General features: G+C 72.2%; 19 protein-coding genes. 6 read left to right on the forward strand and 13 right to left on the reverse strand.

Annotation, left to right across the window (positions count from 1 at the left end):
- Positions 1-26: 26 nt before the first annotated feature.
- On the reverse strand, positions 27-2,513 hold the full coding sequence (locus tag ACZ6D7_RS19880; protein WP_469492011.1) for an alpha-L-arabinofuranosidase C-terminal domain-containing protein: 2,487 nt from the start codon (positions 2,511-2,513) through the stop codon (positions 27-29).
- 117 nt (positions 2,514-2,630) lie between these two features.
- Here ACZ6D7_RS19880 and ACZ6D7_RS19885 point away from each other — a divergent pair, with 117 nt between their 5' ends.
- Both ACZ6D7_RS19885 and ACZ6D7_RS19890 read left to right on the forward strand, forming a co-directional pair.
- Positions 2,631-2,873, forward strand: a complete 243-nt coding sequence (locus ACZ6D7_RS19885; RefSeq protein ID WP_469492013.1) for a hypothetical protein — start codon at positions 2,631-2,633, stop codon at positions 2,871-2,873.
- The gene (locus tag ACZ6D7_RS19890) at positions 2,870-3,319 is read left to right on the forward strand and encodes a DUF6314 family protein (protein ID WP_469492015.1); all 450 of its coding nucleotides are present in this window, start codon (positions 2,870-2,872) and stop codon (positions 3,317-3,319) included. Before ACZ6D7_RS19885 ends, ACZ6D7_RS19890 begins: the two co-directional genes overlap by 4 nt.
- Here the strand turns inward: ACZ6D7_RS19890 and ACZ6D7_RS19895 are convergent.
- From ACZ6D7_RS19895 to ACZ6D7_RS19905, 3 genes are all read right to left on the reverse strand, one after another.
- Complete coding sequence (locus ACZ6D7_RS19895; RefSeq protein ID WP_469492017.1) at positions 3,301-3,891, reverse strand: histidine phosphatase family protein; 591 nt, start codon at positions 3,889-3,891, stop codon at positions 3,301-3,303. The two genes, ACZ6D7_RS19890 and ACZ6D7_RS19895, sit on opposite strands and share 19 nt — an antisense overlap.
- Positions 3,892-4,004: 113 nt before the next feature.
- Positions 4,005-4,517, reverse strand: a complete 513-nt coding sequence (locus ACZ6D7_RS19900; protein WP_469492218.1) for a GNAT family N-acetyltransferase — start codon at positions 4,515-4,517, stop codon at positions 4,005-4,007.
- A gap of 33 nt (positions 4,518-4,550) precedes the next feature.
- On the reverse strand, positions 4,551-6,005 hold the full coding sequence (locus ACZ6D7_RS19905; RefSeq protein WP_469492019.1) for an aminotransferase-like domain-containing protein: 1,455 nt from the start codon (positions 6,003-6,005) through the stop codon (positions 4,551-4,553).
- Here ACZ6D7_RS19905 and ACZ6D7_RS19910 point away from each other — a divergent pair.
- Entirely contained in the window at positions 6,004-6,918 is a 915-nt protein-coding gene (locus ACZ6D7_RS19910; RefSeq protein WP_469492021.1) for a DMT family transporter, read from the forward strand. The two genes, ACZ6D7_RS19905 and ACZ6D7_RS19910, sit on opposite strands and share 2 nt — an antisense overlap.
- Before the next feature lie 232 nt (positions 6,919-7,150).
- The gene (locus tag ACZ6D7_RS19915; protein ID WP_469492023.1) at positions 7,151-7,354 is read left to right on the forward strand and encodes a DUF1918 domain-containing protein; all 204 of its coding nucleotides are present in this window, start codon (positions 7,151-7,153) and stop codon (positions 7,352-7,354) included.
- 24 nt (positions 7,355-7,378) lie between these two features.
- Here ACZ6D7_RS19915 and ACZ6D7_RS19920 read toward each other — a convergent pair whose 3' ends face one another.
- Positions 7,379-8,602, reverse strand: a complete 1,224-nt coding sequence (locus ACZ6D7_RS19920; protein WP_469492025.1) for a glycoside hydrolase family 10-like protein — start codon at positions 8,600-8,602, stop codon at positions 7,379-7,381.
- 180 nt (positions 8,603-8,782) lie between these two features.
- On the opposite strand from ACZ6D7_RS19920, the gene ACZ6D7_RS19925 reads away from it, so the two are divergent.
- A complete protein-coding gene (locus ACZ6D7_RS19925) occupies positions 8,783-9,655 on the forward strand; it encodes a 3-hydroxybutyryl-CoA dehydrogenase (protein ID WP_469492027.1) in 873 nt (290 codons plus the stop codon).
- 182 nt (positions 9,656-9,837) lie between these two features.
- Complete coding sequence (locus tag ACZ6D7_RS19930; protein WP_469492029.1) at positions 9,838-10,095, forward strand: hypothetical protein; 258 nt, start codon at positions 9,838-9,840, stop codon at positions 10,093-10,095.
- Positions 10,096-10,108: 13 nt separating this feature from the next.
- Here ACZ6D7_RS19930 and ACZ6D7_RS19935 read toward each other — a convergent pair whose 3' ends face one another.
- The 8 genes from ACZ6D7_RS19935 to rplT all read right to left on the reverse strand — a co-directional run bounded on the left by ACZ6D7_RS19935 (position 10,109) and on the right by rplT (position 19,849).
- Positions 10,109-10,639 (reverse strand): NUDIX hydrolase, encoded by a 531-nt coding sequence (locus ACZ6D7_RS19935; RefSeq protein WP_469492031.1) that lies wholly within the window; start codon positions 10,637-10,639, stop codon positions 10,109-10,111.
- A gap of 86 nt (positions 10,640-10,725) precedes the next feature.
- Positions 10,726-12,066 carry a transcriptional regulator gene (locus tag ACZ6D7_RS19940; protein WP_469492033.1) on the reverse strand — a complete coding sequence of 447 codons (1,341 nt, stop codon included), beginning with the start codon at positions 12,064-12,066 and terminating at the stop codon, positions 10,726-10,728.
- A 200-nt stretch (positions 12,067-12,266) separates the two neighbouring features.
- Entirely contained in the window at positions 12,267-13,322 is a 1,056-nt protein-coding gene (locus ACZ6D7_RS19945; protein WP_469492220.1) for a PP2C family protein-serine/threonine phosphatase, read from the reverse strand.
- A 156-nt stretch (positions 13,323-13,478) separates the two neighbouring features.
- The gene (pheT, locus tag ACZ6D7_RS19950) at positions 13,479-15,992 is read right to left on the reverse strand and encodes a phenylalanine--tRNA ligase subunit beta (RefSeq protein ID WP_469492035.1); all 2,514 of its coding nucleotides are present in this window, start codon (positions 15,990-15,992) and stop codon (positions 13,479-13,481) included.
- Positions 15,992-17,113: a phenylalanine--tRNA ligase subunit alpha gene (pheS, locus tag ACZ6D7_RS19955; protein ID WP_469492037.1), complete on the reverse strand. Its 1,122-nt coding sequence runs from the start codon at positions 17,111-17,113 to the stop codon at positions 15,992-15,994. The genes pheT and pheS overlap by 1 nt, the downstream gene beginning before the upstream one ends.
- Before the next feature lie 151 nt (positions 17,114-17,264).
- Positions 17,265-18,380 (reverse strand): sensor histidine kinase, encoded by a 1,116-nt coding sequence (locus tag ACZ6D7_RS19960; protein WP_469492039.1) that lies wholly within the window; start codon positions 18,378-18,380, stop codon positions 17,265-17,267.
- A 54-nt stretch (positions 18,381-18,434) separates the two neighbouring features.
- On the reverse strand, positions 18,435-19,286 hold the full coding sequence (locus ACZ6D7_RS19965; RefSeq protein ID WP_469492041.1) for a TrmH family RNA methyltransferase: 852 nt from the start codon (positions 19,284-19,286) through the stop codon (positions 18,435-18,437).
- 179 nt (positions 19,287-19,465) lie between these two features.
- Positions 19,466-19,849 (reverse strand): 50S ribosomal protein L20, encoded by a 384-nt coding sequence (gene rplT / locus ACZ6D7_RS19970; protein ID WP_162469411.1) that lies wholly within the window; start codon positions 19,847-19,849, stop codon positions 19,466-19,468.
- Between the last annotated feature and the right edge of the window lie 69 nt (positions 19,850-19,918).

Here is a 19,918-nt window from a genome sequence, read left to right on the forward strand (position 1 = left end):
CGAGGGCGTCCGCTCGGTCCGGCCGCCTACCTCTGCCTGATCCGCAGGAAGGTGACCGAGTGGGCCGGGAAGGTGTACGTGAACCGGTCGGCGACCCCGGTGAAGGTGGAGGTCTCCGGCGCGACCGGGGTCTGCGTCTGCGAGTTGACCGCGTTCGGCGCGGCGGCCAGCGTGGTCACCCGGGCCTTCGGGGCGACCCTGGCGCCGCCGAGGTCGATCGACGTACGGGCGTCCGACGACTGGGCGTTGACGACCTTGACGATCAGGTCACCGGTCCGCTTGTCCTTGGTGACGACCTGGCGGAAGGGCTCGGCCGGCTTGTCGTCGGTGAAGCCACCCCACTCCTGGCCGTCGAGGTAGAGGGTGACCTGGCGGCCCCGCACCTTGATGTCGATGTCGTAGGCGCGGCCCGTCTCGATGCTCCCTGCCTTGGAGATCAGCGTCGATTTCCCGCCGTCCACGGCCTGCTCGACGGCGGAGGTGGTGTTGTTCCAGCCGCCCAGGTTCCACCAGTAGTAATTGCCGGTGTCCTTGACGCCGAAGGCGACGAGGAAGCCCTCCTTGCCGGACTTCTTGGTGGCCTTCACATGCAGGTCGTAGTCGTGCCAGTCGACGTCACCGGCCGAGACCATGGTGTTCTCGGCGGCCCCGTCCGACTGCACGTACTGGCCGTCCTGGAGCGACCAGCTGCCGCCCCCGGTGTGCGTCCACCGCGAGGCGTCGCCCGAGAAGTCGTCGCTCAGCAGGGTGCCGCCGTCCGCGTCCGTGACCTTCACGTCGTCGTATGCCGCCGTGGTCGCCCAGGTGGACAGGCCGACGGCGCCGCTGATCGGGCCCTGCACCGAGGGGGTTCCGGTGGCCGTCGAGGGCACCACGCGGTCGCCGACGTTGGTCATGAACAGCTTCTGGACCTCGTAGTTGGCCGAGTTCCAGGAGGCGTGGTTGTTGAACCACACCAGGTCCGGGCTCCACTGGACGTAGTCCTCGTTGGCGAACAGCGGTGCGTAGGAGGCGAGTTTCACGACGTCCGCGTTGCGCTCCAGGCCGGTCATGAAGGCGGCCTCGGCGAGGCCGTTCTTGAAGGCGTTGCCCCAGGAGGCGTACTCGCCGAGGAAGACCTCGGGTCCGGAGCGGTCGTAGGAGTCGTAGCGGTCGTTGTTCTGCAGGAACCACTGGGGGCTGTTGTAGTAGTGCTCGTCGACCATGGCGACGCCGGCGTCCCGGTTGAGCTGCCAGGCCGTGTCGAAGGTCGAACCGGAGTCGTCCGGGCCGGAGTTGGAGATCACGGTGATGCCGGGGTACCGCGCCTCGATCGCGGCGCGGAACTCCTTGAAGCGGGCGAAGAACTCGTTCGGGAGGTTCTCCTCGTTGCCGACCTCGATGTGGGTGAGGTGGAAGGGCTCGGGGTGGCCCATCCGGGCGCGCTTCTTGCCCCAGGTCGAGGTCACGGGCCCGTTGGCGAACTCGATCAGGTCGAGGGTGTCCTGGATGTGCCGCTCGAGCAGCGCCTCGTCGACGACGGCCTTGTTCTGGCCGCAGCCGGTGACCAGGGCCGGGACGACGGGCAGCGGCATGGCGCCGATGTCCTCGGCGAGGCGGAAGTACTCGTAGTAGCCGAGGCCGTACGACTGGTTGTAGCCCCAGAAGTTGGCGTTGGTCGCGCGCTCCTCGACCGGGCCGATGGTGTCCTTCCACTGGTAGGAGCGGGCGCGCTGCCAGCCGGAGGCCTCGCTGTAGTCCTGCATGGAGCCGGTGTTGACCAGGCAGCCGCCCGGGAAGCGGACGAACCCGGGGCGCAGGGCGGCGATCTTCTCGGCGAGGTCCTTGCGCAGGCCGTTGGGCTCACCGCGGTAGGTGTCGCGCGGGAACAGGGACACCATGTCGAGCGCGGCCGCGGCGGAGGAGCCGACGGTCAGCCGGCCGTCGCTGCTGGTGCGGCCGGCGGTGAAGGCCGCCCGGTACTTCGCCCAGCCGCCGGTGCGCACGGCCACCCGGCGGGCGGTGGCGAGCGTGCCGTCGGCGTCCTGCAGGGACACGGTCAGGGTGGTGCCGCTCTCGGCGCGGGCCCACACCGAGAAGTCGTACTTCTTGCCCTGCTCGACCCGGACGCCGGTGTTGTAGCCGGCGTTGGTGACGGACGAACCGGCGTCCAGGGAGAGGTAGGTGCGGTTGCGGTCGTTGAGCCGGCCGTCGTCGTTCACGGCGTTCGCCGAGCCGGAGACCGTCCAGGAGGTCAGCGGGGTGTAGGACCGGTTGTCGGCGGTGGAGTACTCGAAGGACCGGTTCTGCACGAGCTCGGCGTACAGACCGCCGTCGGCGGCCCGGTTGATGTCCTCGAAGAAGACGCCGTACATCGTGTCGTCGATCTTCGCGCCCTTGGCGGCGGGGTCGACGGTGAGGGTGTAGTCGGTGACGTCGGCGGCCTGGGCGGGGGCGGGTACGAGGCCGGCCGCTAACAGGAAAGCGCTTGCTCCGAGGCCGAGCCTCAGTCGGTTGCGGGTGGTGCGTGACATGGACACTCCGCGGCTCTGGGGATCTGTTCGAAATGCCGGACAATGGTCAACACTTCGAACGGCAAGATAAGGACGGGGCATGAGCGCGTCAATGGGGCGGGCACGTATCGTCGGGGCATGGATGCGCTGGTACCCGTCGTCGTGCTCGGCGGCTTCGCCGTGACTCTGGGGCTCCTCACCTGCCTCGCGCGGCTGATCCGCCGCCGGGGCGGCGCGGGCATGAGCGGGGCGCTGGCCGCCTACGAGGAGGCGTTCCGCGCCACCGGCCACGCCTCGTACCACGAGATCCGGGCCCAGGCCGAGCGCAAGGCGCCCACCGACTCCCCGGACGGCCCGCGCCGGCGCCGGAGGCCGGCGTGACGGGGGGCGCGTACTGGCCCGTCCGGGACGTCCTGGCCCATCTGGCCGGGAGCTGGCGCGTGGAGCGCGCGGTGCGCGACCTGGCGGGCGGCGGCGAGGGACACTTCCGCGGTACCACCGTGTTCAGCCCGCTGGACGGCGGGGGGCTGCTGCACACGGAGTCCGGCACGTTCACCTGGCAGGGCGTCCCGCGCCCCGCCGAGCGCACCCTGCGCTTCCTGCCGGGGCCGGTGCCCGGGACGGCGGACGTACGCTTCGCCGACGGCCGGCCCTTCCACGGCCTGGACCTGACGAGCGGGCGGCACGTGGCCGACCACCCCTGCTCCGCCGACCTCTACCGGGGCGAGTTCACCGTCGTGGACGCGGACCACTGGCGGACGGTCTGGCGGGTGGGCGGCCCGGCCAAGGACCTGCTGCTGACCACGGACTACGCGCGCGTGGCCTGAGTCGCCACCCCGTCGAACCGCAGGTTCCAGCGGCCGCCCCGGCCGGTGACGGTGGTCGTCGACAGCGGACGCACATCGATGTTCCAGTACGTCGACGGCGGCGCCTTGAGCGCGTAGACCAGGGCCGCGCGGATCACGCTCGGCTCGGCCACGGCGACGATCCGGCCGTCGCCCACCGGGCGGGTGTCCAGCCAGCCGCCCACCCGGGTGACGAAGTCCAGCAGCGACTCCCCGCCGTGCGGGGTGGCCAGGGGATCGGCCAGCCAGGCGTCCACGGCCTCCGGCTCGCGGGCCATCGCCTCGCCGAGGGTGAAGCCGCGCCAGCGGCCCATGTCGCAGTCGCGCAGGGCCGGCTGGACGAGCGGGGCGTATCCGAGGGCGTCGCCGGTGGCGCGGCTGCGTGGGGTCGGTGAGCAGTAGCGCAGCTCGGCGGCCGCGAGCGGTATCAGCTCGCCTGCCGCGCACTGCACCTCGTCCCAGCCCGACTGGTCCAGCGGCCGGTCGTCCTCGAAGCGTTCCGCGAGCAGCGGGGAGCTGCGTGCGGCGGCGACGAATGTGACCCGAAGTGGCATGCGGCGATGGTGGGCCGAGCAACTGCGCAGGTCAAGAGGTGTCGGCCGGCCCGCACAGGAATTCTTACCGACGGGTCAGGAAGTGCCGGACAAGTCCTGCGAAAACGAGCCCCTCACGCCATGCCGAGCTTGGCGAAGATCAGCGCCATCCACTGGTCCGGCTTCTCCAGCGGCTCGAATCCCGCCTTCTCGTACACCCCGTGCGCGTCGTGCGTGGCGAGCAGGATCCGGCGCAGCCCGTGCGGCCGCAGGTGGTCGCGTACGGCGCCGGCGAGCGCGGTGCCGAGGCCCTTGCCCCGCGCCGCCGGGTCCACGTACACATCGCACAGCCAGGCGAAGGTCGCGAGGTCGGTGACCACACGGGCGTAGGCGACCTGCTCGCCCGAGCCCACCGCGTACACGCCGAAGTTCAGCGACCCGGCGATCGCCCGGTCCTGCTTCTCGCGCTCCCGCCCGATCGCCCAGTACGCGTCGGTGGACAGCCAATGGTGCACGCGCGCGGCGTCGATGCGGGCGGGGTCGGCGGAGATCTCGTAGCCCTCGGCGAGGGACGGGGCGTCGTTGCCGGCACCGGTCACCGTGGCGTTCACGGCGTCGTTCGGTGCACCGTTCACGGTGTCGTTCATGGCCTTCATGGCGGGATCCTCACAGCCGGGCGGTCAGCGCGTCGAACGGTTTCCGGGGAGCGCCTCGTCGCAGGCCGCCCGCAGCCGTCGTACCCCTTCGGCGATCTCCTCCGGGCCGGCGACCGCCGCGAAGCTCAGCCGGACGTGGGCGGCGGGGGGTTCGGCGCTGAAGTACGGGCGGCCGGGGGTCAGGGCGACGCCGGCGCGCAGGGCGGCGGCGGTGAACGCGGGCTCTTCGGTGCCGTCGGGCAGCCGCAGCCAGAGGTGGTAGCCGCCGGACGGGATGTGCGGGAGGGCGAGTTCGGGCAGGTGCAGGGCGAGCGCGGCGGTCATCGTGTCCCGCCGGGCCCGCAGTGCGGCGGCGACGGCCCGCAGATGACGGGGCCAGGCGGGCGAGCCGACGAGTTCCAGGGCCGCCTCCTGGAGCGGGCGGGGCACGAAGAAGGTGTCGACGACCTGGATGGCCCGCAGCCGTTCCAGCGCCGGTCCGCGCGCGGCCAGGGCACAGACCCGGAAGCTGGGCGAGGTCGCCTTGGTGAGCGAGCCGACGTGGACGACGACTCCGTCGGGGTCGTCGGCGGCGAGCGGGCGCGGCAGCGGTCCCGCGTCCTCGTGCGCGAGGCGCCGGACGAAGTCGTCCTCGACGACGAACGCGCCGGCCTCCCGCGCGATGCGCAACACCTCGGCGCGCCGGCCGGGGGCGAGCACGGCACCGGTCGGGTTCTGGAACAGCGGCTGACAGACGAGGACCCGGGCGCCGGTGGCCCGGAAGGCGTCGGCGAGCAGCTCCGGGCGCACCCCGTCCGGGTCGACCGGCACCGGCACCGGGCGCAGCCCCGCGGACCGGGCGATGGCCAGCATGCCGGGGTAGGTGGGCGACTCGACGAGCACCGGCGCGCCGGGCGGGGCGAGGGCGCGCAGCGCGGTGGTGAGCGCCGCCTGGCCGCCCGCGGCGACCAGCACCTCGGCCGCCGTCACCCCGCCGCCGATGGTGCGCGCGAACCACTCGCGCAGCTCCGGCAGGCCCTCCATCGGCGGCCGGCCCCACGCGCCGGGCCGCCGTCCGGCCCGGGCCAGCGCGGCGGACATGGCGCGCTCCGGCTGGAGCGAGGGGTGCAGATAGCCGCCGTTGAACTCGATCACGCCGGGCGGCGGGGCGGCCAGCGAGACCGTGACGCCGGAGGCGTCCACCGAGCGCGGGACGAGGTCGGCGGCGCCGTCCGCGCTGAGCGCGACCTCCTGCCAGGAGGTGTCGCCCGTCGACGGTGTCGCGGGGCGCGGCCGGGCCCGGAAGGCGCCGGCGCCGGGGCGGGTCACCACCAGCCCCTCGGCGGCCAGCTGCGCCAGCGCCCGCGAGACGGTCACGGGGCTCACCCGGAACCGTTCGACCAGGGCCCGGCTGGATGGGAGCTTTCCACCTGGCGAGTAGCGGTCAAGCTCTCGCCGCAGCTGGTTCGCCAGGTCACCGACACTGCTACGCTCGTGCATGAAGATACAGAGTAGCGCTACTGTCCGGCCCGCGATAGCGGTGACCACTCCGCGCACGGTGGGCCTGGGCACCCTCCAGGCCGCCCTCGGGGTGGTCGCCTTCTCCCTCACCTTCCCCGCCACCGCCTGGGGCCTGGAGGGCTTCGGCCCCTGGTCGCTGGTCGCCGTGCGCTGTGTCCTGGCGGGGCTGATCGCGGGCGGATGCCTGCTCGCCCTCCGGGTGCCGGCGCCCGCCCGGCGGCACTGGCCGGGGCTCGCCGTGGTGGCCGCCGGGGTGGTCGTCGGCTTCCCGCTGCTCAGCACCCTGGCGCTGGAGACGTCTACCACGGCGCACGCCGCCGTGGTCGTCGGCCTGCTCCCGCTGACCACCGCGCTGCTGTCCGCCCTGCGGGTCGGCACCCGCCCCTCGCGCACCTTCTGGGCGGCGGCCCTGGCCGGCGCGGCCGCCGTGGCGGCGTTCACGGTGCAGCAGAGCGGCGGCTCCCTCACCACCGCCGACCTGTATCTGTTCGGGGCGCTGCTGGTGTGCGCGGCCGGCTACACCGAGGGCGGCCGGCTGGCCCGGGTGATGCCGGGCTGGCAGGTGATCGGCTGGGCGCTGGTGCTGTGCCTGCCGCTGAGCGTGCCGGCCGCCGCCCTGGCCATGACGTACGAGCCGGTGCTCCTCACCGCGCACAGCGTGGCGGGGCTGCTGTGGGTCGCGGCGGGCTCGCAGTTCCTCGGCCTGGTCGTCTGGTACCGGGGCATGGCCGCCATCGGCATCCCGAAGGCCAGCCAGTTGCAGTTGGCGCAGCCCCTGCTCACACTGGTGTGGTCGGTGCTGCTGCTGGGCGAGCACCTCACGCCCGCCGCTCCGCTGACCGCGGCGGCCGTGCTGTTCTGCATCGCCGTCACGCAGCGTGCGCGCGGCTAGGGCCTGTCCGGCGGATCAAGTCGGAGGAATGCGGCGGCGCCTGATCGGCGCACGAGAGGCATGGTGCGTCCAACTGCAAGGCGGAGGAGGGCGTCGACGCGGAGCGTCGGCAACCGACGACAACGCCGCAGGTGGGCGTGCCAGGCCCCGCGTCTCCGGCCTGATCCGCCGGGCAGGCCCTAGACTCGACACCACGGACCAACGCTCCCCGTACGGTGAGGAGGCCCCACAGATGCGTGCAACCGCGGGCGACCAGTTTGTCCAGCACGGCAGGGTGGTCGGCCAACACGACAAGGTCGGCGAGATCGTCGAAGTACTGGGCCAGGACGGCAACCCGCCGTACCGCGTCCGCTTCCAGGACGGGCACGAGGGACTGTGCTCCCCCGGCCCCGACACCGAGATCCGCCACCGGACCACGACCGAAAAACCGCGTTAGGGCCTGTCCGACGGATCAGGTCGGTCAGCTCGGGGGCTTCGCCGGCTGCTGGTAGTGGTCGGCGACGACCCGGGTCATGGCCCCGAGCCGGTCGGCCGTCACGTCCTTGGCGGCGAAGAAGACATGCCCGCGCGCCTGCGGGTGCTTCTTCGCGAGGGCCAGGTGCCGGGTCAGCTCGGCCGGGTCCTGCCAGGCCGCGGCCTGCCCCGCGGCGCCCGCCCGGTAGAGGGCCTCGCCGAGGTACAGCCGGGTGCGGCTGCCCTTGGCGACCTCCGCCCACCAGGGCACGAGCTTGGCGTAGTCGGCGGCGGGGTTGCCGATGTGCCAGTACAGCTGCGGGACGATGTAGTCGATCCAGCCCTCCTTCACCCACTTGCGGGTGTCGGCGTGGATGTCGTCGTACGACTGGAGCGCCTTCGTGTCCGAGCCGCGGGAGTCGGTGGAGGCGTTGCGCCACACCCCGAAGGGGCTGATCCCGAACTGGGTGGCGGGCCGTACGGCTTTGATCCGGGCGGCCGTCTCCAGCACCAGCTTGTCGATGTTGTCGCGCCGCCAGGCGGCCCGGTTGGGGAAGGCACCGCCGTGGGCGTCGTAGGCCGCTTCGTCGTCGAAGGTCTGGCCGGCCACCGGGTACGGGTAGAAGTAGTCGTCGAAGTGCACGGCGTCGACCGGGTACTTCCGCACCGCGTCCAGCATCGCGTCCTGGACGAACGCGCGGACCTGCGGCAGCCCGGGGTTGTAGTAGAGCTTCCCGCCGTACTCCACCACCCAGTCGGGGTGCTTGCGCGCCGGATGGGAGGCGACGAGCCGGGTGCGGTCGGTGTGCGTGGCGACGCGGTACGGGTTGAACCAGGCGTGCAGCTGGAGGCCCCGGGCGTGCGCCTCCGCGACGGCCGTGCCCAGCGGGTCCCAGCCCGGCGCCTTGCCCTGGGTCCCGGTGAGGACCTGCGACCAGGGTTCGTGCGGCGAGGGCCACAGCGCGTCGGCCGTGGGCCGCACCTGGAAGACCACCGTGTTGAGCCGGTGGCGGACCGCCACGTCGAGCCAGGCGATCAGCTCCGCGCGCTGCGCTGCGGCGGTCAGCCCGGTGCGCGAGGGCCAGTCGCGGTTGCTCACCGTGGCCAGCCACAGGCCGCGCATCTCGCCGACCCCCCGGCGCCCGTCCTTGCGGGGAGCGGCCGTCGCGCCCGTCGTCATGAACGCCGACAGCGCGGCCAGCGCGAAGGCCCGGCGGGTCAGTCGCCCCATCACACACCTCCATCACACCGTGGATCCGCATGGTCACGGATCGTCTCCGCGCACAGCATGCACCCACCCCGACGATCGATCATCGATACTTGCTAGTAACGTGCACGATCGGAGCAGGCGGGCCGGGACCCGGCGGACCTGCCCCGGCATCGATGCGTCAGCGCCAGTGAAGGGGACGATGTGACGGGCATCCCAGCGGGAGACATCTCACGCGTCGGAGTGGTGGGCTGCGGCCAGATGGGGGCGGGCATCGCCGAGGTCTGCGCGCGCGCCGGACTCGACGTCAAGGTCGCCGAGACCACCGGCGAGGCCCTGGAGATCGGCCGCACCCGGCTGTTCAACTCCCTGGCCAAGGCCGCCGAGCGCGGCAAGATCAGCGAGGCGGAGCGTGACGCGACGCTGGCGCACCTCAGCTTCACCACGGACCTCGGCGAGTTCGCCGACCGCGACCTCGTCATCGAGGCCGTCGTGGAGAACGAGCAGGTCAAGACCGAGATCTTCCAGGTCCTCGACCAGGTGGTGACCCGCCCGGACGCGATCCTCGCCTCCAACACCTCCTCCATCCCGCTGGTGAAGCTGGCGGTCGCCACCTCGCGGCCCGACCAGGTCGTCGGCATCCACTTCTTCAACCCGGCACCGGTGCAGCGGCTCGTCGAGCTGATCCCGGCGCTGACCACCTCCGAGGGCACGCTCGGCCGGGCCCAGCTCTTCGCCGAGAAGGTGCTGGGCAAGCACGCGATCCGCGCCCAGGACCGCTCCGGCTTCGTGGTGAACGCGCTGCTGATCCCCTACCTGCTCTCCGCGATCCGGATGTTCGAGACGGGCATCGCCAGCCGCGAGGACATCGACAACGGCATGGAGATGGGCTGCGCCCACCCGATGGGCCCGCTGAAGCTCTCCGACCTGATCGGCCTGGATACGGTCGCCTCGGTGGCCGCCTCGATGTACGACGAGTACAAGGAGCCGCTGTACGCCGCTCCCCCGCTGCTCCAGCGCATGGTGGACGCGGGCCGGCTGGGCCGCAAGACCGGGTCGGGCTTCTACACGTACTGATGACCCACGGTGTTCGGTACGGGCCCGGCACTCTTCGGAGTGCCGGGCCCGTTCGTTTCACACACCGTGTGCACACCGGGCACGCATATGCCGCGCGCACACGCTCCCCACCGGCCCACCAGGCGAGTTGACTCACCACGCACATGCAGGGATGTGAGACGACTACGGAAAGGAGCGGACACGTGACCGCCGATCCCGAGCATCCCGTCGTCCATGGAGAACTCGCAGAGTTACGTCGCCGGCTCGACGTGGCGTACGCCCGCGTCGAGGGCGGGCTGGCCCTGATCACTCATCGCACCGAGGAGACCGCCAAGGAGCTGGACGAGCTGAACACCCGCATGGTCTCGCTGGAACACGCACGCTGGCCGCTCCCTTCGCTCGCGGCACTCACGGCCCTCGGCGCACTGGTCGTGACGGTCTGGCAGGCGCTGGCCCACTGACCGTCGACTCGCCCTAGGCGAGCCTGAGATGGTGCAACAGCATTAACGCGGCCGCCATGTTGGCGGCCGGGACCTCCCCCCGGGCGACCATGTCCGGGACCAGCTTGAGAGGGACCCACTCCCGGCGGTCCGACTCGAAGTCGTCCACGGGGTGTCCCACGTACTCGCCCTCGTCCGCCCAGTAGATGTGGTGGACGGCGTCGGTGAGACCGTTGGACGGTTCCACGCTCATGAGGTGGTGCAGGGGCCCCGGTCGCCAGCCGGTCTCCTCCTCGAGTTCCCGGGCGGCCGCGCCGGCGAGGTCCTCGCCGTCCTCGACGACGCCCGCCGCGAGTTCCCAGCCCCAGCTGTCGGTGATGAACCGGTGGCGCCACAGGAGCAGGACCTCGTTCGCCTCGTTGACGACCGTGGCGACGGCGACGGGCCGCAGCCGTATGAGGAAGTGGTCCAGATGGCGGCCGTCGGGCAGCTCCACATCGGCCAGGTTGACGCTGAACCAGCGGTTTTCATACACAGTTTGTTCGTTCTGTTTCGTCCACTGCACGGTTCTGCCACCTTCCGTTGAGTAAGTGGCAATATCGCAGCAGGGACTGTGCCTCGCCGGTGTTCGGGTTCCCGCTCCCCGCGGTTCTACAGCGGTACGCGCAGCGCTCCGTCGATGAGTTCGGCGGCCTCGGCCGTGCCGGCGCAGCCGCTGCGCACGAGGTGTTCGCGCACCGCCCGGAGTCTGTCGCGCAGCCGCTGGGACTCCATTCCCCGGGCCTGTTCGGCCATCCGCACGGCGGTGACCACCGCCTTGTCCGCATGCCCCAGGCGCAGTTCGATCGTGCTGAGCATGGCGAGCCGGTGCACCCGGCCCCGGTCGTGCGCCGGATTGTCGACCGCGGCCAGGGCGTGCTCGGCGGCCGCGCCGATCTCCCCGAGGCTGAGCAGCGCCTCCGCCACCTGCACGTTGACCAGACCGGGCTGGACATAGCCGGTCTCGTCGGGCTCGTGCCCCCGCCGGATGCGTTCGGCGGCCGTCTCCGCCCGCCGGATGCAGGACAGCGCGCTCGTGCCGTCGCCGAGGTGGGCGTACGCCTTGGCCTGCATCGCGTACAGATCGGAGGCGAGCGCCGGGGTGATGTGCCGGCCGGCGGTCCGCAGCGCGGCCTCCGCGAAGGCGACGGCCTGCCGGTACTCCCTCATGAACAGCGACTGGTTGACGAGCAGTGCGATCACATACGCCCCGAGTCCCCGGTCCCCGCTGGCCTTCGCCAGCCGCAGCGCCTGGTGGAAGTAGCGCTGGGCGAGGCCGTGCGCGTCGGAGTCGTACGCGCAGATGCCCGCGACGGCCACCAACCCGCCCGTGGCGCGGTGCAGCTGACGCCCCGTCTCGTCGGTGTAGCTGCCGCGCAGGAGCGGCGCCGCCTCGGCGTTGAGGAAGCCGACGATCCGGCTGCGGGTCGCTATGCCGCCGGCCTTGCGGTACATCTGCTCGTAGTGGGTGCGGGCGGCGCGCAGCGTCTCGATGTCGGCCGAGGTCACCCGGTGCCGGCCGCCGCGGGAGACGTCCACGTCCTCCGGCGGGTTCTCCCACTCCCAGACGGGCATCACGGCGGGCGTCCCGGTCACGGCGGGCGCGCCCAGGAGGTGCGGGCGCTGCTGTTCGTCCGAGCGCCACAGGGCGGTGGCCCGCTCGACGAAGCCGGACAGGGAGGTGCCGTGCGGCGCGGACGGCTCGCCCGGCACGCCGAGCCCGATGTCGTCGAGGGTGACTGGCCGGTGCAGCCGCCCCGCGAGGACCTCGCAGATCAGATCGGGCACCTGGCCGCGCGGCCGTTGGCCCTTCAGCCACCGGGCGACCGCGGTGTGCTCGTAACGCAGTGCGAGTCCGCGGGCCCGTCCGGCCTGGTTGACGTGGGCGGCGAGGCCCGCGTGCGAGACGCCCGCCTCGTCCAGGATCGCGTCGAGCAGAGTGTTGGGCTGCATTGGGTGCCCCCCGGTGCCTCGGTGCCGCCAGATTAGTGGGTCCGTCTTCACACGGGGTGTGAACGGAGTGCGCGTATCCGCGCTGTGCGCGCGCTGTCGCTGAGCGTTTCCAGCCGGTTGACTGAAATGCCTCGCAAGAGGTTCGCCGGGCCGTCGGCTCCCCCTCATAAAGCGACGGCCCGGCGGTACGACGACCATGACTAGGGATGCCGTGTCGGCTGCCGGTGCGCCGTGGCCGGTCGCGCCCGCGCGCCCAGGGCGTTGCACTCGCGCCCGTTCTGGAGCACCAGCAGAGAGACGTCGTCCGTCGGTCTGCCCGCCGTGTGCCGTAGGAGTGCGGCCAGGACCGTGCGCAGGATCTGCTGGGCCGAGACCGGCTGGTTGGGTACGGCCTTCGCCAGGGCCGTCGGCAGCGGGAAGAAGCGGCCCCGGGCGTCCCGGGCGTCCTCCGCGCCGTCCGTGAAGAGGACCAGGGACTCGCCGCGCAGGAGCGGGCCGCAGGGCGTGGCGGGCAGTTCGCGCGGCAGCGGGAACGGGCCGAGCGGCGGCAGCGGGTCCGCCCTCGACAACGGCTCCACCCGCGGTCCGCTCAGCAGATACGGCCACGGGTGTCCGCAGTTCAGGGCACGCACCCCGCCGTCCCGGCCGATCTCCAGCAGCAGGACGGTGACGAACTCCTCGGCGACCGGGGAGTCCGGGGTCCGGCCGCTCGCCGGGTGTTCGTCGCGGGCGCGTTCGCGCAGATGGCGGGCGAGGGCACGCTCCAGTCGGCGCAGGACCAGCCCGAGGTCGGCCTCGTCGTGCGCGGCCTCGCGGAAACTGCCGAGGACGGCGGCGACGGTGCTCAGGGCGGGCAGCCCGTGCCCCCGCACATCACCCATCACCACCCGTACGCCGTGCTCGGTGGCGATGACCTCGTACAGATCGCCCCCGACGGTGGCGCCGTGGTCGGCGGAGAGCTGGGCGACGGCCACGTTCAGTCCGTCGACGCGCGGCGGAAGCGGCCGCAGCAGCACGCTCTGGGCGGCCCCGGCGATCCGGCGGACCTGTTTCAGCTCGCGCAGCAGGGTCCGCCGTACGTGGAGGATCAGCCCGGTGCCGACGGCGAAGAAGACGGCGCTGGTGACGATCCTGGCGCCGAGCCCGTCCTGCTGGGCCAGCGGACAGGTCAGCTTGTAGGTGATCGCCAGGGCGCCCCAGGCCGTGGGCAGGCCCAGCGAGAGGGCTCGGCGCAGCGGTCGCCTGATGCCGAACATGGTCGTCTGGCCCCCCATCCAGGCCCGCACAACGCGGAATCGGACCGGCCCCGAAAGGCCGGTCCGATTCTGTCGAGCTCATGGCCCAGGAGGACCAGTTCGCCCGGGATTGTCACCCGGATGAGTGAAGTGCCCCCAGGGCGCGGGGCGGTGACCTCAGCCCCGCAGGACCGCTCCCGTCCGCTCGCCCGCGAGGGCGACCGCCGCGTCCCGGGCCGCGGACGCCTCGTCGACCGTCAGTGTCCGGTCCCCGGCGCGGAAGCGCAGGGCGTAGGCGAGGGACTTCCGGCCCTCACCCAGCTGGTCGTCGTTGACGTACACGTCGAAGAGCCGGATGCCCTCCAGCAGTTCACCCGCGCCCTCGCGCAGCGCGGCCTCGACGTCGGCGTGCGGGACGAACTTCTCGACCACGAGGGCGACGTCCTGCGTGGCGACGGGGAAGGTGGAGATGCCCGGCGCCTGCGGGGTGTCGTCGCCGACCGCCTCCAGGACGTCGAGGTTCAGCTCCATCGCGCAGGTACGGGCGGGCAGGCCGAGCGCCTTCACGACGCGCGGGTGCAGCTCGCCCGCGTGGCCGACGACCCGCTCGGTGCCGTCGGCGACGACCACGAACTCGGCACAGCGGCCCGGGTGCCACGGCCCGTACTGGCCCTGGCGGACGATCAGCTCGGCCCCGGCCTCCCGTGCGACCTCGCGACCCGCCTCGACGGCGTCGGCCCAGTCGGCCGGACGGCCCTTGCCCCACCAGCCGGCCTGCTCGCGGGCGCCCGCGAGGACGACGGCGACATGGCGCGGCTGCTCGGGCAGCACCGCGTCGAGCGCGGCCAGCTCCTCGTCGGTCGGGCGGCGGTCGACCGGCAGATGACCGGCGACACCGGCCCCCTCGCGCGGGTGGAAGACCAGCCCGGTCTCGAAGAGCGCCAGGTCGTGCGAGCCCCGGCCGTCGTTGCGCCGCAGCGCGCCGAGCAGGCCCGGCAGCAGCGACGTACGGAGCGCGGGCTCCTCGTCGTTGAGCGGGTTGGTCAGCCTGACGACACGGCGGGCCGGGTCGTCGGCGGCCAGGCCGAGCTGGTCGAAGACGCCCTCGCCGATGAACGGGTAGTTCGGCGCCTCGACGTAACCGGCCCCGGCCAGGGCGCGGCCGACGCGGCGGTGCAGGCGCTGGCGGTGGGTGAGGCCACGGCCCGAGGGGGGCTTGGGCAGCGTGGAGGGCAGGTTCTCGTAGCCCTCCAGGCGGATGACCTCCTCCGCCAGGTCGTTGATCTCGGCGAGGTCGGGCCGCCAGGACGGGACCGTGACGATCAGCTCGTCCTGACCGTAGACGTCGCAGCCGATCTCCTGGAGGCGGCGCACGACGGTCTCGCGGCCGTAGCCGACGCCCGCGACCTTGTCGGGGTGGTTCGCCGGGACGGTGATGGTGTGCGGGCCGGACGGGGTGGTGACCTCGGTGACGCCCGCCTCGGCCGTGCCGCCGGCCAGGAGCACCAGCAGGTCGACCGTGCGCTGTGCGGCGGCCGCGGCGGCGGCCGGGTCGACGCCGCGCTCGAAGCGGCGGGAGGCCTCGGAGGACAGCTTGTGCCGGCGGGCCGTGCGCGCGATGGCCACCGCGTCGAAGTGGGCGGCCTCGATGACCACGTCGGTCGTGGAGCTCTCCACGTTGTCGTGGTCGGCGATCTCGGTGTTCGCGCCGCCCATGACACCCGCGAGCCCGATCGGGCCGCGGTCGTCGGTGATCACCAGGTCCTCGGCGTGCAGCGTGCGGGTCACCCCGTCGAGGGTGACGATCTGCTCGCCCTCCCCGGCCCGGCGGACGCCGATGGTGCCCTGGACCAGCGAGCGGTCGTAGGCGTGCAGCGGCTGGCCCAGCTCCATCATCACGTAGTTGGTGACGTCGACGGCGAGCGAGATCGGCCGCATGCCGACCTTCTGGAGCCGGCGCTTCAGCCAGATCGGGGAGCGGGCCTCGGGGCTCAGACCGATGACGGTGCGGGCCGTGAAGCGGTCGCAGCCGAGCGGGTCGGAGACCTGCACCGGGTAGCCGAACGCGTTCGGCGCCGGTACGTCGATCAGGGCGGGGTCGCGCAGCGGCAGCCCGTAGCCGATGGCGGCCTCGCGGGCGACGCCGCGAATGGACAGGCAGTCGCCGCGGTTGGCGGTGACGGCGATGTCCAGGACCTCGTCGACCAGCTCCAGCAGCTCGATGGCGTCCTTGCCGACCTCGGTCTCCGGCGGCAGCACGATGATGCCCTCGGTGCCGTCGTCGCCCATGCCCAGCTCGTCGCTGGAGCAGATCATGCCGTGGGAGGTCCTGCCGTACGTCTTGCGGGCGGCGATCGCGAAGCCGCCGGGCAGGACGGCGCCCGGGAGGACGACGACGACCTTGTCGCCGACGGCGAAGTTGCGGGCGCCGCAGACGATCTCCTGGGGCTCACCGGTGCCGTTGGCGGTGCCGACGTCGACGGTGCAGAAGCGGATCGGCTTCTTGAAGCCCTCCAGCTCCTCGATGGTCAGCACCTGACCCACGACAAGCGGGCCCTTGAGGTCGGCGCCGAGCTGCTCGACGGTCTCGACCTCGAGGCCGGCCGACACCAGCTTGGCCTGCACGTCACGGCCGGTCTCGGTGGCCGGCAGGTCGACGTACTCCCGCAGCCAGGAAAGCGGGACCCGCATCAGATCTCCATCCCGAACGGCCGAGTGAACCGGACGTCACCCTCGACCATGTCTCGCATGTCTTCGACGTTGTGGCGGAACATCAGCATCCGCTCGATGCCGAACCCGAAGGCGAACCCGCTGTACTTCTCCGGGTCGACGCCGCAGGCGGCCAGCACCTTGGGGTTGACCATGCCGCAGCCGCCCAGCTCGATCCAGCCCTCGCTGGAGCAGGTGCGGCAGGGGCGGTCGGGGTTGCCGACGGACTCGCCGCGGCAGACGTAGCACACCATGTCCATCTCGGCGGACGGCTCGGTGAACGGGAAGAAGTTCGGCCGCAGCCGCGTCTTCATGCCCTCGCCGAACAGCGACTGGACCATGTGGTCCAGGGTGCCCTTGAGGTCGGCCATGGTCAGGCCCTCGTCCACGGCGAGCAGCTCGACCTGGTGGAAGACCGGGGTGTGCGTGGCGTCCAGCTCGTCGGTGCGGTACACCCGGCCGGGGCAGATCACGTACACCGGCAGCTCGCGCCCCATCAGGGAGCGGATCTGGACGGGCGAGGTGTGGGTGCGCAGGACGACGCCGGACTCGGTGCCGCCTTCGGGCCCCTGCACGAAGAACGTGTCGGCCTCGCCGCGGGCCGGGTGGTCCGGGCCGATGTTGAGGGCGTCGAAGTTGAACCACTCGGCCTCGACCTGGGGGCCCTCGGCGACCTCGTAGCCCATGGCCACGAAGACGTCCTCGATGCGCTCCGAGAGCGTGGTGAGCGGGTGGCGGGCGCCGGCCGGTAGCCGGTCGTAGGGCAGCGTGACGTCCACCGCCTCCTCGACCAGCACCCGGGCGTCCCGCTCGGCCTCCAGCTCCTCCTGGCGGCCGGCGAGGGCCTTGTTCACCGCGCCGCGGGCCTGGCCGACCAGCTTGCCGGCGGCCGCCTTGGCATGCGGGGGCAGGGCGCCGATCTCGCGGTTGGCCAGCGCCAGCGGCGAGGTGCCGCCGGTGTGGGCGACCTTGGCCTCCTGGAGCGCGTCGAGGGAGTCCGCGGCGGCGAAGGCGGCGAGCGCCTCGTCCCGCATGCGCTCGATCTCTTCCGGTTTCAACGCCTCGACCTCGACAGGGTCGTACGACTTATTCGGTGCCGACATCTCTTCCCGTGCTTCCGATTGGCTGGCTGAAGGTCCCCGTGACCGGCTCGTGGGTCTGTCGTGCGTGGGACACAAAGGTGCCAAAGGCCGAGTCTAACGGGGTGAGGGTGTGCGAACGCGCCCGCGGGCTGCTCAGGCCTCTCTCCGATGCTCAGGAGAGGTAGGCCGGGGCCGCCACGGGCAACGTAAATCGAAACTCGGCGCCGCCGCCGGGGGCGCGGCCGACCGTGATGGTGCCGCCGTGGGCCTCGACGATGCCCTTGACGATGTACAGCCCGAGGCCCGTGCCGCCGCGCTTGCTGCCCCGCCAGAAGCGGGTGAAGACGCGGTTCATGGACTCCTCCGGGATGCCGGCGCCCTCGTCGCTCACGGTGACCGAGGTTCCGGCGTCCTCCCCTTCGCGGGGGGACGCCGAGGGCGTGACGTCAATCGTGACGGTTCCCTCGCCGTGGCGCACGGCATTTTCGATGAGGTTGCTGAGGACCTGGTCCACCTTGTCGGGGTCGGCCCACAGGGCGGGCAGCGGCTGCTCGATCCGCAGCAAGAACCGGTCGGCGGGCTGCCCGGCGGCGACGTAGGCCTGGATGTGCCGTCCGACGGCGGCGCCTATGTCGACCGGCTGGCGCCGCACCTCCAGCCGTCCGGAGTCGATCCGGGAGATGTCGAGCAGCTCGGCGATGAGCCGGGTGACCCGGTCGGCGTCGGCGTCGACGGTCTCCAGCATCAGGCGCTTCTGGTCGTCGGTGAACCGTTCCCACTTGGCGAGCAGGGTGGCGGTGAAACCCTTGACGGAGGTGAGCGGCGAGCGCAGTTCGTGCGCGACGGTGGCGATCAGCTCGGCGTGGCTGCGCTCGGTGCGGCGCCGGGCCTCGGTGTCCCGCAGGGAGACGACGACCCGCCGGACCGGCCCGGTGGGTTCGGTCCGGATGTAACGCACCGAGACGAGGACCTCCCGGCCGCCGGGCAGCAGCAGGTTCCGCTCGGGCTGGCCGATCCGGATGGCGAGGCCGCCGTAGGGGTCGGTCAGCTGCCACCAGCGGCGCCCTTCCAGGTCCTCTAACGGCAGGGCCTTCTCCAGCCGCCGCCCGAGGGCCTCCTCGGCGGGTACGGCGGTGATGCGCGCGGCGGCGGCGTTGAAGCAGACGACGTGTCCGTGCTCGTCGGCGACGACGAGCCCGTCGGGCAGGTCGTCGGGGTCGATGCCGAGTTCGGCGAGGTCACCGGCCGGTCGGGCCGCTCCCGGTGCGCTGCTCGTGCCGACACTCATCCCCGTACTCCACCTCCCATGCTCCCGGAAGAGGCCCCCGAGCACGTCACCCTACTAGCTCTCGGTGACGGAGCGGCACCCTCCGGAGGCGCGCTGTGCACGGGCCGATGCGTAGAGACATACGGCGGCGGCGGTCGCCAGGTTCAGGCTCTCGGCCTTTCCGTGGATCGGGACGCGGACGACGGCGTCGGCGAGGGCGCGGGTCTCCTCCGGCAGGCCCCAGGCCTCGTTCCCGAAGACCCACGCGGTGGGCCCGCCCATGGTGCCCTTGTCCAGCTCGTCGTCGAGGTCGTCCTCGCCCGCGCCGTCGGCGGCGAGGATCCGCACCCCGGCGTTCCTCAGCCCGGCCACGGCCTGCTCGACGGGTACCCCGACGGCGACCGGCAGATGGAACAGCGAGCCGACGGAGGCGCGCACGGCCTTCGGGTTGTACAGATCCACGGAGGCGTCGGTCAGGACGACGGCCTCGGCACCGGCGGCGTCGGCGCAGCGCAGGACGGTGCCGGCGTTCCCGGGGTCGCGCACATGGGCCAGCACGGCGACCAGCCGGGGCCGGGCGGCGAGGATGTCCTCGAAGGGCGTGTCGAGGAACCGGCAGACACCCACGAGGCCCTGCGGGGTGACGGTGGTCGAGATGTCCTCGATCACGGACTCGTCGGCGAGGTGGACCCGGGCGCCGGCGTCGCGCGCCTCGCCGAGGATGTCGGCGTACCGCTCCGCGGCCTCGACGGTCGTGAACAGCTCCACGAGCGTGTCCCCGCCGAACGCCGCCGCCTCCCGCACGGCCTGCGGCCCCTCGGCGAGGAACAGCCGGTCCTTCCCCCGGAAGTTCCGCCGGGCGAGCCGCCGCGCGGCGGCGACGCGGGGGGAGCGGGGGGAGATGAGGTCGGGGGCGGCGGGGGCCATGTTCTGGTTCACCTTCGATATCTGGGGACGACTGCAGCCCCCTAGGGGCGCGGAGAACTGCGCGATCAGCCCCGACGGCCGGCACCCGAACGGACGGCCTCAGCGGGCATCAGCAGCAAAGGACCCGCAGGCTGAAACCTGCGGGTCCTTCAGTCACGTCGGCCAAGGCCAGCGCAGCGTCACGCGGCCTTCGGCGCGTTGACGTCCGCCGGCAGCGCCTTCTGCGCGACCTCGACGAGCGCGGCGAACGCGCCCGCGTCGTTCACGGCCAGCTCGGCGAGGATCTTGCGGTCGACCTCGACGTTCGCGGCCTTCAGACCCTGGATGAGGCGGTTGTACGTCATGCCGTTCTGGCGGGCCGCAGCGTTGATGCGCTGGATCCACAGCTGACGGAAGTCGCCCTTGCGCTTCTTGCGGTCGTTGTAGTTGTAGACCAGCGAGTGGGTGACCTGCTCCTTGGCCTTGCGGTACAGGCGCGAACGCTGACCGCGGTAGCCGGAGGCCGCCTCGAGGATCGCCCGGCGCTTCTTGTGGGCGTTGACTGCCCGCTTGACGCGTGCCACTTGTTAACTCCTTGTAGCGGGGCCGTGGTTGGACTCACACGGCCCGAAATCGATTGGGTCCCGGTTACG

This window comes from Streptomyces sp. NPDC041784 (assembly GCF_055591025.1).